Annotated in this window: 16 protein-coding genes; 15 read left to right on the forward strand and 1 reads right to left on the reverse strand. The window is 71.3% G+C overall.

Features of this window, described 5'->3' with window-relative positions; all coding sequences use genetic code 11:
* Positions 1-18 precede the first annotated feature (18 nt).
* The 13 genes from AC1DYZ_RS09390 to nusB all read left to right on the forward strand — a co-directional run bounded on the left by AC1DYZ_RS09390 (position 19) and on the right by nusB (position 12,104).
* The gene (locus tag AC1DYZ_RS09390) at positions 19-1,872 is read left to right on the forward strand and encodes an Ig-like domain-containing protein (protein ID WP_477064941.1); all 1,854 of its coding nucleotides are present in this window, start codon (positions 19-21) and stop codon (positions 1,870-1,872) included.
* Positions 1,872-2,513 (forward strand): PulJ/GspJ family protein, encoded by a 642-nt coding sequence (locus tag AC1DYZ_RS09395; protein ID WP_477064942.1) that lies wholly within the window; start codon positions 1,872-1,874, stop codon positions 2,511-2,513. Before AC1DYZ_RS09390 ends, AC1DYZ_RS09395 begins: the two co-directional genes overlap by 1 nt.
* Positions 2,510-4,105, forward strand: a complete 1,596-nt coding sequence (locus AC1DYZ_RS09400) for a ricin-type beta-trefoil lectin domain protein (RefSeq protein ID WP_477064943.1) — start codon at positions 2,510-2,512, stop codon at positions 4,103-4,105. The genes AC1DYZ_RS09395 and AC1DYZ_RS09400 overlap by 4 nt, the downstream gene beginning before the upstream one ends.
* A gap of 1 nt (position 4,106) precedes the next feature.
* Entirely contained in the window at positions 4,107-4,892 is a 786-nt protein-coding gene (locus AC1DYZ_RS09405; RefSeq protein WP_477064944.1) for a prepilin peptidase, read from the forward strand.
* A gap of 89 nt (positions 4,893-4,981) precedes the next feature.
* Entirely contained in the window at positions 4,982-6,043 is a 1,062-nt protein-coding gene (pilM, locus tag AC1DYZ_RS09410; protein ID WP_477064945.1) for a type IV pilus assembly protein PilM, read from the forward strand.
* On the forward strand, positions 6,040-6,735 hold the full coding sequence (locus AC1DYZ_RS09415; RefSeq protein ID WP_477064946.1) for a PilN domain-containing protein: 696 nt from the start codon (positions 6,040-6,042) through the stop codon (positions 6,733-6,735). The genes pilM and AC1DYZ_RS09415 overlap by 4 nt, the downstream gene beginning before the upstream one ends.
* Position 6,736: 1 nt before the next feature.
* A complete protein-coding gene (locus AC1DYZ_RS09420; protein ID WP_477064947.1) occupies positions 6,737-7,504 on the forward strand; it encodes a hypothetical protein in 768 nt (255 codons plus the stop codon).
* Positions 7,505-7,636: 132 nt separating this feature from the next.
* Complete coding sequence (gene aroC, locus AC1DYZ_RS09425; protein WP_477064948.1) at positions 7,637-8,827, forward strand: chorismate synthase; 1,191 nt, start codon at positions 7,637-7,639, stop codon at positions 8,825-8,827.
* Positions 8,824-9,390 carry a shikimate kinase gene (locus tag AC1DYZ_RS09430; protein WP_477064949.1) on the forward strand — a complete coding sequence of 189 codons (567 nt, stop codon included), beginning with the start codon at positions 8,824-8,826 and terminating at the stop codon, positions 9,388-9,390. The genes aroC and AC1DYZ_RS09430 overlap by 4 nt, the downstream gene beginning before the upstream one ends.
* Positions 9,387-10,511, forward strand: a complete 1,125-nt coding sequence (aroB, locus tag AC1DYZ_RS09435) for a 3-dehydroquinate synthase (protein WP_477064950.1) — start codon at positions 9,387-9,389, stop codon at positions 10,509-10,511. Before AC1DYZ_RS09430 ends, aroB begins: the two co-directional genes overlap by 4 nt.
* A 49-nt stretch (positions 10,512-10,560) precedes the next feature.
* Positions 10,561-11,001, forward strand: coding sequence for a type II 3-dehydroquinate dehydratase (locus AC1DYZ_RS09440; protein ID WP_477064951.1), 441 nt, complete (start codon positions 10,561-10,563; stop codon positions 10,999-11,001).
* Between the two features lie 121 nt (positions 11,002-11,122).
* Positions 11,123-11,686: an elongation factor P gene (gene efp / locus AC1DYZ_RS09445; RefSeq protein ID WP_456824659.1), complete on the forward strand. Its 564-nt coding sequence runs from the start codon at positions 11,123-11,125 to the stop codon at positions 11,684-11,686.
* A 1-nt stretch (position 11,687) separates the two neighbouring features.
* Positions 11,688-12,104 (forward strand): transcription antitermination factor NusB, encoded by a 417-nt coding sequence (gene nusB / locus AC1DYZ_RS09450; protein ID WP_456824660.1) that lies wholly within the window; start codon positions 11,688-11,690, stop codon positions 12,102-12,104.
* A gap of 14 nt (positions 12,105-12,118) precedes the next feature.
* Here the strand turns inward: nusB and AC1DYZ_RS09455 are convergent, their stop codons facing one another.
* The gene (locus AC1DYZ_RS09455; protein WP_477064952.1) at positions 12,119-14,407 is read right to left on the reverse strand and encodes a putative bifunctional diguanylate cyclase/phosphodiesterase; all 2,289 of its coding nucleotides are present in this window, start codon (positions 14,405-14,407) and stop codon (positions 12,119-12,121) included.
* 76 nt (positions 14,408-14,483) lie between these two features.
* Between AC1DYZ_RS09455 and AC1DYZ_RS09460 the strand changes: the two genes are divergently transcribed.
* Together AC1DYZ_RS09460 and AC1DYZ_RS09465 are read left to right on the forward strand one after the other, a co-directional pair.
* On the forward strand, positions 14,484-15,875 hold the full coding sequence (locus tag AC1DYZ_RS09460) for an MFS transporter (protein ID WP_477064953.1): 1,392 nt from the start codon (positions 14,484-14,486) through the stop codon (positions 15,873-15,875).
* Positions 15,872-17,278 carry a pyridoxal phosphate-dependent decarboxylase family protein gene (locus AC1DYZ_RS09465; protein ID WP_477064954.1) on the forward strand — a complete coding sequence of 469 codons (1,407 nt, stop codon included), beginning with the start codon at positions 15,872-15,874 and terminating at the stop codon, positions 17,276-17,278. The genes AC1DYZ_RS09460 and AC1DYZ_RS09465 overlap by 4 nt, the downstream gene beginning before the upstream one ends.
* Positions 17,279-17,307: the final 29 nt, after the last annotated feature.

Genomic DNA, 17,307 nt, shown 5'->3' on the forward strand with positions numbered 1-17,307 from the left:
ATCGACGAGGAGACACGGATGAACGCCAAGGTGCACCGCTTGCGCCGCGCTGCCGCGTCTGACGCGGGCTTCACGCTCATGGAGGTGACCGTCTCGCTCGCGCTCCTGGCCATCGTCGCGGCGGCCTCCCTCACGTTCTTCGTGAAGGGCACCCGGACGGTCACCACGCAGCAGCGTCAGCAGAACGCCGTCACGGTCGCCAACGAGTCGATGGAGCTGGCGTTCGCGCGCATCCCGACGGCGTCGGCGTCCGGCACGTCTGGCCTCGTGACCGGGCGGACGAAGGCCGAGGTCGACGCCGCGTGGGCAGCTTCCGCCGGCGCGGTCGGCGTGGCCGATACCTACTCCGACTGGGACCAGGCCACCCTGCCGGCCCCGTTGCTCGGGACCGACGACGACGCGGTGCCCCTGACCGACGCGGTGAGGAAATCGAGCATCGACTACGCCGTGACGACGCTCATCGGCACCTGCTACCGGGCGAAGAACACCGCGGACGGCGAGTGCACCAAGGCCGGCGGCAGCGCGACCGGGGTGGCGGACGGATCCCACCTGCGCATCATGCGGACGATCGTCGTGGTCACGTGGCCGGACATCACGGGCACGTGCGGCGGCAGCTGCCAGTACAGCATCGCGTCTCTCACTGACCCGAACACGGACCTCGAGTGGAACAACACGTCGCGCCTCGTGGCCGCGGACGACGCCAAGATCGTCAACGCCGGCGATACGACCAGCGTCGTGATCGACGTCCTGGACAATGACACGCTCCTCGCCGGCGCAGGAGCGCCCACGGTTGGCGTAGTCGCTCCCGGGCCCGTGCACTCCATCTCTGCCGCAGCGATGGGAACCGCGACCGTCAACGCCGACCGCACCATCAAGTACACCCCTGGCCCCGACTCACACGGCCAGGTCATCTTCAAGTACTCCGTGACCACCGGCGCGCGCACCGCTCAAGCCATGGTGCATGTGAACGTCAACCCGCTCGCGGTCGACTACGACGAGAGTGCCGTGGTCGGGGCCGCGCGCACCGTCGCGATCAAGACCCGCTACGGCGCCAGCCCCGTCTCCATCGCACCGGTGGGTGCGTTGCCCACCGGATGGAGCATCACGGGGACCTCCGTCAAGTACACGCCGACTGCGGGCGTCGGTACCGTCTCGGAGCTGCGCTACACGTACGCCGACACGGAGGGCATGAATAGCCTGGAGGGGAAGGTCAAGATGACCGTCATCCCTGCCGCTCAGGCGAGCAACGTCACGGCCGACGTACCGGGTTCGTCGGTCGACTACTACCTGAACATGCAGACGCTCACGAGCAACTCGTCCTCCTACCGGGTCCAGGTCACGGGTGCCATCTCGCAAGCGGGCTCGACCCCGTCGGGAGCCACTCTCAAGGTCGATGGCACCACCTTGGCTCCGGCAAACACGCCGCTGACTGGGTTCGATGCGAAGTTCACTCCGCCGACGAAGACCTCGGGGGTGTGGAAGTTCCCGTTCAAGATCATGGACCCGCTGGGCGGTCTGTCGCCCGGTGCCGCCAGTACGGCGACCATCAAGGTGCATCCGGCAGCGTCGCCGGACTCGGTCTCGGTTCCGAAGCGCTCGAGCAGCAGCAGCAACACCACGCAGCTGCTCAACCTCGGGGCCAACGACGCCGCATACAAGAACACGAAGTTCAAGCTGATCACCAACCCTGTCAGCTCGTGCGGTTCGGTGACCGACTCGTCGACCTGGTCCTCGACGGGCACCTTGACGTTCAAGGCGGGGACGACTACGACGTCGAGCTGCTACTTCGAGTACCAGCTGGAGCCCGTCGACAACAACCTGGGACTCACCACGACGACCACGATCCGCGTGAACGTGACGGTGACCAACTGATGCGCGGCCAGGACCAGCCGGGCGTGGCATCCGACTGGGGATACACCACGATCGAGCTCCTCGTCGCGATGGGGATGTTCCTCGTCGTGATCACCGTGTTCATGAGCGGCCTGGTCGTCATGACCAAGAGCACCGCGCGCAACCAGGCGACGGCCGATGCCAGCGACGGGCTGCGACGCGCGTTCCAGCAGCTCGACCGCGAGGTCCGTTACGCGGACTCGATGAACCTGCCGGGCGCCGGAGGCGCCGGGCGCACGTACATCGAGTTCCGCCAGGACGAGAACGTCTCGCCGTCGGGCGTGACGACGTGCATCCAGTGGCGCTGGAACCCGACCGAAGAGCTGCTCGAGACGCGCAGCTGGGCCGCCAGCGCCGCCACGCTGCCGGCGTTCCGCACCGTCGCGACGAACATCGTCGGGGCGACCCCCATCTTCACGATGGTCCAAGCATCGCCACAGCGACCCCATCAGGAGCTCATCGTGAACCTGACCGTGCAGAGGCCTTCTCTCGAGCGGGAGGTGTCGTCACAGTCGACGTTCGTCGCCCGCAACAGCGACGCGTCCGCACCCGGCAACCTCGACAACAACCACGACGGACTGTCGGACGCGCCGACCTGCTGGCGAGCGGGGATCCGGCCGTGACCCGGGGCGTGCACGCCGTGCGCCGGCGCAGCGACGCGGCCCGGGCCAGTGGCGAGGACGGCGTGGCCATGCTCGTCGCCCTCATGATGATCATGCTGCTCAGCGCGCTGAGCGTCGTGGTGCTGGCGGTCGTCGTCGGGCAGATGGGTCCCACGCACTTCGCCGAGAAGAACACGCGCACCGTCTATGCCGCCGAGGCGGGAGTCGAGGCGACGCTTGGCGCCATCCGGACGGCGGCCGGCTCACCGGACTTCCGCGGGAAGGTATTCGGCAATCCCAAGAATCTGCCGTGCAGTCTCACCGGAGCGGTGAACGACGACAACGATGACGGTGCCTACACCGTGCTCGTCCAGTACTTCTCCGAGGATCCCGTCCCGCACGACGACGCCTGGCGCGCGGGGCACGCGATGGCGTGCGTCGAGGGCAACGGCACGGGGACGACGATGCCCCAGTACGCCTACATCACAGCGCACGGGCAGGCCGGCTCCTCGGCGCTGGTGGCGTCGGACCAGGGCGACCGCACGATGTCGATGAGCTACCAGTTCGAGACCACCACCACGAACATCCTCGGTGGGCGCATCTTCTCCTGGGCCAACAGCGCGGACGCGACCTGGTGCCTGCGTGCCGAGGGCACGACTGCAGGCAGTGCGGTCACCTACCGCACCGCCGCGTCGTGCGGTGGTGCCGGCTCGGAGAACACCGAGCTCTGGGTGTACGACCGCGACTACACGATCGCGCTGGCGAGCTCAGTGGACGCGACCAGGCTGTGCCTCACGCAGACCGGCTCGGGGAACGACGTGAAGCTCGAGACGTGCACCGGCGACAGCACGCAGCAGTGGGCCTGGCACCCCGACGGGAACGCGTCCTGGGTGGCGCAGGACCCGGGCAGCGTCGACACGAACCCCAAGCTGTGCCTGGGGACGAACCTCGGGAGCGGTGCGAGCCCGAGCGACGGTGGCCGGCTCAAGCTGATGACCTGCGCCAACCAGGAGCCTCGCGGCTCGTTCAACCCGGACGCCGCCGTGGGCCCGGGCGCCGCGAGCGTCTACACCCACCAGATCGTGAACTACCTCGAGTTCGGCCGGTGCTTCGACGTGACGGACACCCAGGTGACCTCGACCTTCATGATCTCGTACCCCTGCAAGCAGGACCCGCCCGCAGGTGCAGCCCTGGCGTGGAACCACAAGTGGTTCTACGACGAACCCGAGGCGGGCGTGGTCGGCGCGCCGCAGCTCATCTACGTGCTGCAGAACAACTCGACGAAGTACTGCCTCAAGACCCCCGCGGCGGAGACCAACCCCAACCTCCAGGGCGTCCACGCTGGCTGGTACCCGATCCTGACCTCGTCGTGCAACCTCGCTGACCAGACCCAGCAGTGGATCCGGTCGAAGGCGACGGGCGACAAGACCACCAGCTGGACGTTCCGTGACTACACCGGTCGCTGCATCAGCGCTTCGGGGGAGAAGTACAAGGCCAAGTGGACCTCGCTCGTGGTCGCCGCGTGCGACGGCTCGACGGCCCAGAAATGGAACGCCCCGGCGATCCAGGTCGAGGCCGAGGTGGGCGACTACACCGAGGCGGCCGGCGGCTGACATGGAGCTAGCACTCGTCGTGTTCTGCGGGGTCCTCGGTCTGCTGATCGGGTCGTTCCTCAACGTCGTCGTCTGGCGCGTGCCGCGCGGCCAGTCGATCGTGCGGCCCCCCAGCGCGTGCCCGGGATGCGGGCACGCGGTTCGGCCCCGCGACAACGTTCCCGTGGTCTCGTGGCTCCTGCTGCGGGGACGGTGCCGGGACTGTGGCAACCCGATCTCTCGGCGGTACCCCACCGTCGAGCTGCTGACGGGCGTTCTGTTCGCGCTCACGGCCTGGTGGATCGGCCCCGCGTGGGTGCTCCCCGCGATGCTCTACCTGGTGGCTGTCGCCGTCGCGCTCGCGCTCATCGATCTCGACGTGCACCGCCTTCCGGACGCGATCGTCCTGCCGTCGTACGTCGTCGGGGTCCTGCTACTCGCGCTCGCCAGCTGGAACCCGGGCGGTGAGCCGGACTGGGGCTCGTTGCTGCGGGCAGTGATCGGCGGCGCGGCGATGTTCGCGATCTACTTTTTGCTCGTGCTCGTCTATCCAGCCGGCATGGGATTTGGCGATGTCAAGCTCGCGGGGGTCCTCGGCATGTATCTCGCGTGGTTCGGCTGGGCGCCCCTGGTGACCGGCTGGTTCGCGGCATTCCTGCTCGGTGGCGTCTTTGCCGTCGCCTTGTTGGCCGTGCGCCGGGCAGGCCGTCGATCGGGTATTCCATTCGGACCGTGGATGCTTGCCGGGGCCTTCGTCGGAATCGTCGCTGGGGCCCCCGTCATGGACTGGTACCTGGCCTACCTCTGACGAATTGCGGACGGATCCGAAATTACTCAAGTCGGCGCGTCTCGCACCCGATAGGACCTACGAACACATCGACCGTCGGAAGGACACTCGTGGCCACGTCACGTGTCATCGGCCTGGACATCGGCTCATCGGGCGTGCGCGCCGCAGAGCTGGAGTTCGGGAGCGGGGGACCGACCGGGAAGAACCCGCCCACCCTCGTACGCTTCGGTCACGCCCCGCTCCCGGTCGGAGCCGTGCGGGACGGCGAGGTCACGCAGGCTCCCATCGTCGCCGCGGCCCTGCGGGACCTCTGGTCACGCACGAAGTTCGAGTCGAAGGACGTCATCATTGGCGTCGGCAACCAGCGCGTCATCGTGCGCGACTTCGACTTGCCGTGGGTCCCGCGCGCGCAGATCAAGGACACGCTTCCCTTCCAGGTGGCCGAGGCCCTGCCGATGGCGCTGGACGAGGCGTTGCTCGACTTCTACCCGACTGAGGAGGTCCAGGGGCCTCAGGGCCGGATGCTCCGCGGCATGCTCGTCGCTGCCCAGCGCGCAACCGTGTCCGCCAACGTCGTCGCCGTCGAGAGCGCCGGCCTTCGCCCTCGGATGGTCGATCTGAACGCCTTCGCCCTGCTGCGCTCGTTGGCGCGTGGCGATCTCGCGCGTCGGACGGTCGCCCTCGTCGACATCGGCGCGAGCATCACGACTGTCGTCGTCGCGGTCGACGGCTCACCGCGGCTCGTGCGTTCCCTCCCCTCGGGAGGGCACAACATCACCAGCTCCGTCGCCAGTGTCCTGAAGATCGCTGCCACGGACGCCGAGCAGGTCAAGCGTGAGGTCGGAATCGGCTTCGCGCACGGCGCCGAGGCCGCGGACGCCGTCGAGGCGGTCGCCTCTGTGGTGCGCCCTCTCGTCGAGTCGATCCGGAACACGTTGGTCTACTTCAGCAGCACGAGCGGAGGTGCCGTGGACGTCGTCGTGCTCTCGGGCGGCGGTGCACACCTGCCCGGTTTTGGTCAGTATCTGTCGAGTGCGAGCAGGCTCCCCGTCACACTTGGTGACCCGCTCGCAGGCCTCAAGACCGGGAAGCTCGCCCGCCGCGACAATGTGCCCGGGTTCGAAGCCCTTGCCGCTCTGCCGGTGGGCCTGGCCTACGGGGTGGCAGCATGAGCACCGCAACAGAAGTTCGCCCGTCCACGAACGTGAGCGTGGGACTGCCCCAGGTCAACCTGCTGCCGCCCGAGGTGCGCGCGGCGCGCGCGTTGCGGCACGTCAAGCAGTGGCTTGCGATTGCCCTCGTGGTCGTGGTCGCCGTGCTCGCCGTGGGCTACGCGTTCGCCGTCATGCAGCGCAGCAGCGCGGACGACCAGCTCGCCGACGCGCAGCAGGACAGCACTCAGCTCCAGAACGAGGCGCGCAAGTACGCGAAGGTCCAGCCCGTGCTCAAGGGGCTGAAGACGACCAAGGACTCCCGCCTGCTGGCGATGGGGACCGAGGTGCTCTGGAAGCCCTACCTCGACGCCATCGCGGCCGTGCTTCCCGCGGACGTGGCGATCACGACGTTCTCGGTCATCCAGGGGAGCGCGACGCAACCAGCGCCCGCGTCACCCGACGGGCTGACGGAGCAGGGCGTCGCCACGATCATGTTCACCACCAAGGCGCGCACGTTGCCCGACGACGCGGCATGGACCGACGCCCTCAACTCCATCCCGGGGATGTACGGCGCCACGTCGAGCTCGGACTCCCTCGAGGAGTCCGAGGACGTCGTCGCCTACACCGTGACGTCGATGGTCCAGGTGAATGCCTCGGCTCTGGCCAACCGCTTCGCGGAGCCCGCAGACGCAGCGACGGAGGGGAACTGACATGACGCAGACCAAGGCGGGCGGCTGGATCGCCGCCACCGTCGTGATCGGCATCATGCTGGCGCTGGCGGCGTGGTTCCTGGCCATATCTCCCACGCTCGCGACGGCGGCCGACACGGAGGCCCAGGCGCAGTCGCAGGTGGAGCAGAACCTGCTCACGAAGCGGAAGAACGCCCAGCTCAAGGCGCAGTTCGAGAACATCGATGCGCTGCAGGCCGAGCTGGACGGTCTCCGGCTGCAGATCCCCACAGGGGCCGACATGGCCAACTATCGGCGACAGCTTGACGCGGTGGCGAAGTCCCACAGCGTCACCATCGTCTCGGTGCAGTCAGCGACGCCCGCAGTGATCGAGGCGCCGGTGGCAGCACCGGTTGTTCCCGAGGACCCGGCCGCCGCAACCAATGCCGAGTCCAGCAGCGAAGCCGACCCCGTCCCGGCCGTCAAGTCCGACCCGGTGTACGCGATCCCGCTCTCCCTGGAGGCGATGGGTTCCTACGACAATGTGCTGGCCTTCCTGCAGGACCTGCAGGTCGGCACGCAGCGGTTGTTCCTCGTCGAGCAGATCAATGCGGACGCGCCGGCGCCGAGCGAGGCGAGCGGCGGACGGCCTGCCGTCGTCGAGGGTGACCTGCACGTCGCCATCAACGGCTCGGTGTACGTCCTTGCGGCGCCGCCGACCGAGGTGCCCGTCGCGGACGGTGCGGCGGCTCCCGCGCCGCCGGCCCTGCCCGCACCGAATGGACGCAACCCACTGCTGCCGCTCCACTGACAGGCGCGACATCGACGGACGCCCGCTCGTTCTCCGCTCTCGGGGCAACGGGCGGGCTTCGTCGTCCCGTGGTCGCGTCCGTCCGCMGGACGCCAGCCGGTGGACTCCGGCGAGCGTGGAAGGATGCGGCACATGCTGCGTTGGTTGACCTCCGGTGAGTCCCACGGCCCGGCGCTCGTCGGCATCCTCGAGGGGCTCCCGGCGGACGTCGAGGTCCGTTCCGAGGACATCCAGGCGGCGCTCGCGCGTCGCCGGCTCGGGTACGGCCGCGGCGCCCGCATGAAGTTCGAGCAGGACGAGGTCCGGCTCCTCGGCGGCGTGCGGCACGGGCGCACGCAGGGCGGGCCGATCGCCATCGAGATCGGCAACACCGAGTGGCCCAAGTGGGTCGACGTGATGTCGTCCGACCCGGTCGAAGACCCAGACGTGCTGCTGCGCGCCCGCAACGCCCCGCTCACGCGGCCGCGCCCCGGCCACGCCGACCTCGTCGGCATGCGCAAGTACGGCTTCGACGACGCCCGGCCGGTCCTCGAGCGCGCGAGCGCCCGCGAGACCGCCACGCGCGTCGCGCTGGGCACGGTCGCGGCACGGTTCCTCGAGCAGGCCGCCGGGGTGCGGCTGGTGTCGCACGTCGTCAGCATCGGGCCCGTGGCAGCTCCCGAGGACGCGGCCGTGCCGACTCCCGACGACACCGCCGCCCTCGACGCCGACCCGGTGCGCTGCTTCGACGCGGCGACGTCCGCGGCGATGGTCGCCGAGATCGACGAGTGCCACAAGGATGGCGACACGCTCGGCGGCGTCGTGGAGGTCCTCGCCTACGGCCTGCCGTCCGGGCTGGGTTCGTACGTGCACTCCGACCGCCGGCTCGACGGCCTGCTGGCCGCCGCGCTCATGGGCATCCAGGCGATCAAGGGCGTCGAGGTGGGCGACGGGTTCCGCACCGCCGCCCGCCGGGGCTCGCAGGCGCACGACGAGATCGAGCGCGACGCGTCGGGCCGGATCGTGCGGCGCACCAACCGCGCTGGCGGGCTCGAGGGCGGGATGACGAACGGCGAGATCCTGCGCGTGCGCGCGGCGATGAAGCCGATCTCGACCGTGCCGCGCGCGCTCGACACGGTGGACACCGCGACCGGGGAGGCTGCGAAGGCGCAGCACCAGCGGTCGGACGTCTGCGCGGTGCCGCCTGCCGCGGTCGTCGCTGAGGCCATGGTCGCCCTGGTGCTCGCCGACGCGCTGCTCGCGAAGACCGGCGGCGACTCGGTGGCCGAGGTCCGTCGCAACCTCGAGGCGTACGTCGCGTCGATCCCGGACCTGCTCGCGTGACCCCCGAGTTCCCCTCCGGCGGCCCGGCGATCGTGCTCGTGGGGCCGCCCGGCTCGGGCAAGTCGACCGTCGCCGTCGCGCTCGGGGAGCGCTGGCAGCTCGCGGTCCGCGACACCGACCAGGACGTCGAGGGCACGGCCGGCAAGGCCATCGCAGAGATCTTCGTCGAGGACGGGGAACCGATCTTCCGTGCGCTCGAGCGCGATGCCGTGCGCGTGGCGCTCGCCGAGCACGACGGCGTCCTCGCGCTCGGCGGGGGAGCGGTGCTCGACCCGTCGTCGCAGGAGGCCCTGGTGGCCTACGCGGCGGCCGGCGGAGTCATCGTGTTCCTCGACGTCACGCTCGCCCACGCCGCGCCGCGGGTCGGCTTCAACCAGTCGCGCCCGCTGCTGCTGGGCAACCCGCGGGCGCAGTGGCAGGCGCTGATGGAGGCCCGCCGACCGGTGTACGAGGCGCTGGCGACGGTCCGGGTGCTGACGGACGGACATCGACCGGCCGATGTCGCCGAGCTGATCGAACAGGAGCTCGCGGTCCTGCGCCGCGGCGAGGGGAGCGGGTCATGACCGACGCACGGACCGTCCGGGTCGAGGGCGAGCGGCCCTACGACGTCGTCATCGGGCGCCACCTGCTCGGCGCGCTGCCCGGCCTCCTGGGTGACAGCGTCCGCCGGGTCCTGGTCGTGCACCCGGCCGCGCTGGCGACGACGGCGGACGCGGTCCGTGAGGACCTGCGCGCCCACGGCTACGAGGCGTTCATCGCCGAGGTGCCCGACGCCGAGGAGGCCAAGACCGCCCAGGTCGCCGCGTTCCTCTGGCAGGTGCTGGGCCAGGCGGACTTTACGCGCTCCGACGCGGTCGTCGCGGTCGGGGGAGGCGCGACGACGGACCTCGGCGGGTTCGTCGCCGCCACCTGGCTCCGCGGCATCCGCGTGGTCCAGGTCCCGACGACGTTGCTCGCCATGGTCGACGCCGCGGTCGGCGGGAAGACCGGCATCAACACCGCCGAGGGAAAGAACCTCGTCGGCGCGTTCCACCCACCGGCGGGGGTGCTGTGCGACCTCGCGGCGCTGGAGTCGATGTCGAAGCACGACTTCGTCGCGGGCCTCGCCGAGGTGGTGAAGTGCGGGTTCATCGCCGACCCGCGCATCCTCGAGCTGGTCGAGGCCAACACCGCGGTGCTCACCGATCCCGTCGCGGCGGCGTCGTCGCCCGTCCTGCTCGAGCTCATCGAGCGCGCCGTGGCGGTGAAGGCCCGGGTCGTCGCGGAGGACCTGCGCGAGGGTGGGCTGCGGGAGATCCTCAACTACGGCCACACGTTCGCGCACGCCATCGAGCACGTCGAGCGGTTCCAGTGGCGGCACGGCGCTGCCGTCTCGGTGGGCATGGTCTATGTCGCGGAGTTGGCGCGCCTCGCCGGGCGGCTGTCCGACGAGGTCGTCGACCGGCACCGCTCGATCCTCACGTCGCTGGGCCTGCCCGTGACGTACCGCGGCGACCGCTGGGACCGGCTCCTCGCCGCGATGCGACGGGACAAGAAGACCCGCGGCGACCTCCTGCGGTTCGTCGTCCTCGAGGACATCGGCAAGCCCGTGCGGCTGGAGGGCCCGGACCCGACGCTCCTGGCCGCCGCCTACGCCGAGCTGAGCGAGGGCGCTCCCGCGCCGTCGCGGGTGATCTCGCTGTGACCCGCGCGGCTCGCTCGGCGGGGAGACGGGTAGTCCTAGGCTCACAGTCATGACGCGAGTGCTGGTGCTCAACGGTCCGAACCTCGGGCGCCTGGGAGTCCGTGAGCCTGAGGTCTACGGCTCGACCACCCACGAGGAGCTCTCGACGGCGGTCGAGAAGTGGGCGGCTGACCTGGGGCTCGACGCCGAGGTGCGGCAGACCGACGACGAGTCGGTGCTGGTCGGCTCGCTGCACGAGGCTGTCGACGCGCGCGCGCACGTCGCCCTCAACCCGGCGGCGTTCACGCACTACTCCTACGCGCTGCGCGACGCGGCCGCGCAGGTCACGCACGCGGGGCTCGTGCTGGTCGAGGTGCACCTGTCCAACCCCTACGCGCGTGAGACGTTCCGGCACGTCTCGGTCATCGGCCCGATCGCCACCGGCACCATCGCGGGCTTCGGCGTCGAGGGCTACCGGTTCGCGCTGGAGGCGATCGCCTCACGCCTGTGAGGCGTCACGTTGCCCGCACGGTACGATGGTCGGCGGTCTGCGGCCGTCGACAGCCGCGCACACCCTCAGGAGCGCCTCCGGCGGACCGCACAGAACTCTCACTCGACAGGAAGCGACGATCGTGGCGACCACCAACGACCTCAAGAACGGCACCGTGCTCAAGATCGACGGCCAGCTGTGGACCGTCATCGAGTTCCAGCACGTCAAGCCCGGCAAGGGTGGCGCCTTCGTCCGCACCAAGCTGAAGAACGTCCTGTCCGGCAAGGTCGTCGACCGGACGTTCAACGCCGGCCTGAAGGTCGAGACGGCGAACGTCGACAAGCGCGACATGCAGTACCTGTACAAGGACGGCACGGACTTCGTGTTCATGGACACGGACAACTACGACCAGATCCACATCTCCGAGGTCACGGTCGGCGACGTCGCGAACTTCCTCCTGGAGAACCAGAACGCGATGGTCGCGACGAACGAGGGCGTGCCGCTGTACGTCGAGCTGCCGCCGTCGGTGATCCTCGAGGTCACGTACACGGAGCCGGGCCTGCAGGGCGACCGCTCGTCGGCGGGGACCAAGCCGGCGACCCTCGAGACCGGCTACGAGATCCAGGTGCCGCTGTTCCTCGAGTCCAACACGAAGGTCAAGGTGGACACCCGCGACGGTTCCTACCTGGGCCGTGTGAACGACTGAGGTGGGTGCTCGCACCAAGGCCCGCAAGCGGGCCCTCGACGTCCTGTTCGAGGCCGACCAGCGCGGCCTGGACCCGGTGACGCTCCTCGCCGACCGCATCGCCCACCCGGGCACCGAGTCGTCGCTGCCGCAGTACTCCGTGGACCTGGTCGAGGGTGTGATCGAGCGGCAGGACCGCATCGACGAGCTGCTGGCCACGCACGCGCACGGGTGGACGATCGACCGCATGCCGGCCGTGGACCGGGCGCTGCTGCGCATCGGCACGTGGGAGATCCTCTTCAACGACGACGTGCCGGACGCTGTCGCGGTCGACGAGGCCGTCGAGCTGGCGCGGTCGCTGTCGACGGACGACTCGCCGCAGTTCGTCAACGGCCTCCTGGGCCGGATCGTCGACCTCAAGCCGACGCTGCTCGCCTGACCCGAAGCAGAACGTCAGACCAGGCGGGGGACCGAGGTCAGGCGAGCGCCGTCGCGGCCGGAGACCGGCGTCGGCACACCGACCGACCGCAACGGGCGGCCGACGACCGCCGTCGCGCCCGTGGCGGGTCGCGGCCCGCGCACCGGGAGGTTCGGGGCCGCCCGACCGAGGAAGTTGCCCTGCACGCGCGTCACGCCCATCTCGGCGAGCGCGGTGAGCTGGGTAGGCGTCTCCACGCCCTCGGCGACGATGGCCAGCCCGTGGGTGTGCGCCAGCGCGACGATCGCGCGCACGACGCCCCTGCCCCGCTCGGTGCCCATGTCGCGCACGAACGACCGGTCGATCTTCAGCTCGTCGACGGGCAGGCGGGCGATGCGCGCCAGTGAGCTGTACCCGGTGCCGAAGTCGTCGACGGCGATCCGGGCACCCCGCGCCCGCAGCTCGGAGAGCACCGGCACGGCCGACGACGTTCGCACGAGCGCGCTCTCGGTGATCTCGAGGGTCAGGTGCTCCCAGAACGCGTCGCCCCAGGCCGTCTCGATCTGCTCGAGCGCGTCCGGTTCGGCGAGCTGACGGGCGGCGATGTTGACGGACACGGGCATCTGGAAGCGCTCGAGCGCGCGGCGGGCCTGGCGCATGACCTCGAGCCCGATGGGCACGATGAGCCCCGACTCCTCGGCGAGCTCGAGCCAGTCGGCGGGGAGGATGAGGTGCCCGTGGTGGTCCCACCGCGCGAGGGCCTCGACCTGGACGATCTCGAGGGTCTCGGCGTCGACGATGGGCTGGAAGAACGCGGTGAAGTGGCCCGCGGTGACGGCGGCCTCGAGGGCGGCGCGCTGGTGCCGCTCGGCCTCGACGCGTCGGCGCAGCGCACGGTCGAAGACCCGGAAGCCTGATCGCGAGCGCTTGGCCTCGAGCATCGCCGTGTCGGCGTGCCGAACCAGGGCGTCGGCGTCGACGACGTCTCCGGGCACCCAGGTGGCGACGCCCACGGTGAGGCGTGCCGGCCGGCTGCCGCCGGTGCGGTCGATGAACCCCTCGCGCATCGCCCGGGCGATCGCCACGAGGTCGACGTCCTGGGGGGCTCGGGCGAGCACGATAACGAACTCGTCACCCCCGACTCGCCCGACGAACGCCTCGCGGTCGACGAGGGCGGATCGCAGGTAGTCGGCGACCCGGACGAGCAGGGCGTCGCCGTGCGCGTGCCCGTAGGAGTCGTTGACGCGCTTGAACCCGTCGAGGTCGCAGTAGATGAGCGAGACCCGGGTGCGCTCGACATTGGCGCGGTCGAGCATCGCGAGGAGGTGCTCCTCGACGGCGCGCCGGTTGGGTAGTCGGGTCAGCGGGTCCGCGAACGCGGTCGTATGCAGCCGCTCGGCCAGCTGGTACCGCTCGGCGGCCGCGGACACGATCTGCGCGAGGTCGATGAGGAACGTGCGCGCCTGGGGCGAGTGCTCGACCTTGTCGGCCGAGAAGAGCTCGGTGACGAAACGGTCGCGGGCGATGGGACGCAGCGAGCCCTCGAGGCTGGCGTCACCCAGGATCGTGCGCGCCTCGTCCCGGGCGGTGACCAGCAGGCCGTCGGCGTCCTTGACGAACCACGCGGCGTTGGCCAGCCGGGCGAGCGCGTCGCGCATCCGGTTCTGTCGGGTGGCGGCGTCCTGCGCGTCGCGGAGCCGATTGAGGGCCAGGGCCTCGATCCCGAGCGCGAGCGGGATCGCCCAGAGCGCCGCGCACATCGCGCCCACGGCGCTGTCCATGACGAGGACGCCGGCGGTGAAGATGGCGAGCGACTCGGCGCCCGCGACCACCAGCAGCGAGCCGAACGCGGTCAGCTGGGTCCGCCCGACCGCGACCACGACGTAGGACACGACCACGGCGGTCGGGACGAGCAGCAGCGCGGCCTGGACGACGGAGGCGTCGGCGACGAGCCGGTCGAGCGGCACCCACCACAGCACGGCGCGGGCCACGAACAGGGCGCAGGCGGCCCACATCCAGTACCGGACCTTGGGGCCGCCGGCGATCGCGCGGGTGGCCGGGATCGCGATGACCAGGAAGCCGGCGATGAGCTGCGCGTGCACGTACACGAGCGCGTCGCGCCCGCTGCCCGGCGTGGTCAGGGCGAAGAGCCCACCGACCAGCAGCACCAGGGCCATGTCGATCGACCAGGCGAGCGACCAGGCGGCGCCGGCGGGCCGCAGCTCGCCGCGCCACCACACCCACTGGAGGACGCAGAAGCCGCCCACCAGGCCCGCAGCGAGCAGCTGCAGCACGGTGATCCACGTAGGAACGGTTCCGAGCACGAACTGGACATCGTCACCCGGACGCCAGGGAATGACGTGGCATCCGAGTGACGGCTGGCCTGGCATCATTCACGCCGTGACATCGCCGCCCGCCGCCGCGCCGCTCTCCCGCCGCACGGTCGCCACCTACGCGCTGGGATCGGTCGGCACCGGGGGCTTCGGCACCCTGCCCGGCCTGGTGCTCGCGTACTACCTGACCGACACGCTCGGCGTGGCCGCGGGCCTGGCCGGCCTGGTCGTGACCGTCCCCAAGCTGTGGGACGTCGTCATCGACCCGTTCATCGGCGCGGCGTCGGACCGGTCCGCCGCCCGCCACGGAAACCGCCGACGGTTCCTGCTCGCGGGCGCGGTGACCATCCCGGTGCTCTTCGCGGCCCTCTTCGTGGTGCCCGGCGCGCTCACCGGCTGGTCGGCGGCCGCGTGGGTGGTCGTCGCCTTCGTCGCCGCGGCCACCTCGTTCAGCGTCTTCCAGGTGCCCTACATCGCGCTGCCGGCCGAGATCGCGCCCGACTACCGGTCGCGGACGCGGCTGCTGGCCCCGCGCATCGCGGTGCTTGCCGTCGCCATCCTCGCGTTCGGCGCGGGCGGACCGCTGGTGCGTGACGCCGCGGGCGGCGGTCGCACGGGGTACGCATTGATGGGCGCAGTCGGTGGCCTGGTCATCGGGCTCGGCATGCTCACCGCGTGGTGGGGCGCTCCCCGCGACGCGGTGGCCGCCGGGCAGCCCGTCGAGCGCCGCCCGGAGCGCAGGGGCGAGGCGCTGCGTCTCGGCCTGTCGGCGCTGCGCGAGATCCCCGCGTTCCGCCTGCTCCTGTCGACGTTCGTGCTGCAGGCGCTGGCCACGGGGGCGATGCTCGCGGGCGCGCAGTACGTCGCGACGTACACGCTGGGGTCCGAGGGTGCCGTGACCTACCTCTTCGTCGCGCTCGTCGCGCCGGCATTGCTGGTCATGCCGCTCGCGACGAGGCTCGCCCGACGGGTCGGCAAGCGCACGTCGCTCGTCGGCGCGTCCACGCTGTTCGCCGTCGCGGCGCTCTCCCTGCTGCCGATGCGCTGGGCACCGGGGGGCTGGGTCTACGTCTCGGTGGCCCTCGCCGGGGTCGCGTACGCCGGGATGCAGCTCTATCCCCTCGCGATGCTGCCCGACGTGGTCGCCGTCGACGCCCGCGAGCGCGGCGAGGACCGCGCCGGCGTGCTCGGCGGCGTCTGGACGGCGGGGGAGACCGCCGGCCTCGCCCTCGGCCCCACGCTCGTGCTGGGCATGCTCGCCCTGACCGGCTTCACCTCGCGGACGGGCGACGAGGTGGTCACCCAGCCGGCGTCCGCGCTCACGGGGATCACGCTCGCGTTCTCCGTGCTGCCCGCGGTGCTCGCCTTCGTCAGCCTGCTCCCGCTGTCCCGCTACCCCCTGTCGGAGGCCGTCGTCGACGCCACCCCCGCCAGCTCGATCGAGGAGTCCCGCCCGTGAGCACCCCCCGCACCTCCGACGACGTCCTCGCCGACCTGGCCGGCCTGCGCGCGGCGGACCCGCCCACGCACGGGGGACGCGTCCTGTCGTACGTCTACGACCCGGGTCGCCCCGACCTCGACGCGGTCGCGGCCGAGGCGGTCCGGCTGTTCCTGCCGGTCAACGGCCTGGACCCGACGACGTTCACGTCCGTCGCCGCGCTGGAGAGCCGGCTCGTCGCGTTCGCCCGCGACGTGCTCCACGGCGACGCCGACACGGTCGGGTCGGTCACGTCGGGCGGCACGGAGTCCTGCATGCTCGCGGTGAAGTCGGCGCGCGACCTGTGGCGGGCGGCGGACCCGTCGCGCGCGCAGGCCCGACCCACCCTCGTGCTCCCGACGACCGCGCACCCCGCGTTCCACAAGGCCGCGCACTACCTCGACCTCGACGTCGTGCCCGTGCCGGTCGACCGCGCGACGGGAGTGCCGAGCGCGGCCGACGTCCTCGCGCACGTCGACGACCGGACGGCGCTCGTCGTCGTCAGCGCGCCCAGCTACCCGTTCGGCGCGATCGACCCGGTCGTCGCGGTGGCGGCCGGCGCCGCCGAGCGCGGGGTGGCCTGCCACGTCGACGCCTGCGTCGGCGGGTGGGTGCTGCCCTGGTGGGGCGGCGTCGCGGAGCCGTGGGACCTCGCGGTGCCTGGCGTCACGTCGATCTCGGCGGACCTGCACAAGTTCGGCTACGCGCCCAAGGGGGCGTCCGTCGTGCTCTACCGCGGCCGCGAGCGCCACCGCGCGCAGTACTTCGCGACGACCGCGTGGCCCGGGTACCCCGTGGTGAACCCGACCATCCTGGGCTCGCGGGGCGCGGGGTCGATGGCCGCCGCGTGGGCGGTGCTCGAGGTGCTCGGCACGGACGGCCTGGCGGAGCTCGTCGCGGCGACGCGGCGCGCCACCGACCGCCTGGTCGGGGCCGCGGCGGGGATCCGCGGCCTGCGGGTCGTCGGAAACCCGACCGGGCCGCTCATCGCGCTCGCCACGGACGAGTCGCTGCCCGCAGGTGAGCGGGTGGATCCCTTCACCTTCATCGACGAGGTGCGCCGGCACGGCTGGCTGCTCCAGGCGCAGCCCGCGATGGACCAGCCCGGCGGCGCGCCGCTGCCGCGGACGGCCCATCTCACGGTCACCGCCGTGACGGCCGGGATCGTCGAGGAACTCGTCGCGGCGCTCGTCGCCGCCGCGGACGCCGTGCGGGGTCTGCCGCCCGCCGTCCCGGACCCGTCGCTCGCCGGACGCGTCCTGACCGAGGGCCTCCCCGACGAGCTCGCGGGTGTCATGGCCACGCTCGAGGCGCTGCCGGCCGAGATGGTCCACCCCCTGCTCATCCAGGTGCTGGCGGGGGCGATCGACCCGTCACGGGCGTGACGGACATCGCGCAAGGCGCTGACGGACAC

This window comes from Cellulomonas sp. P1_C4 (assembly GCF_056406355.1).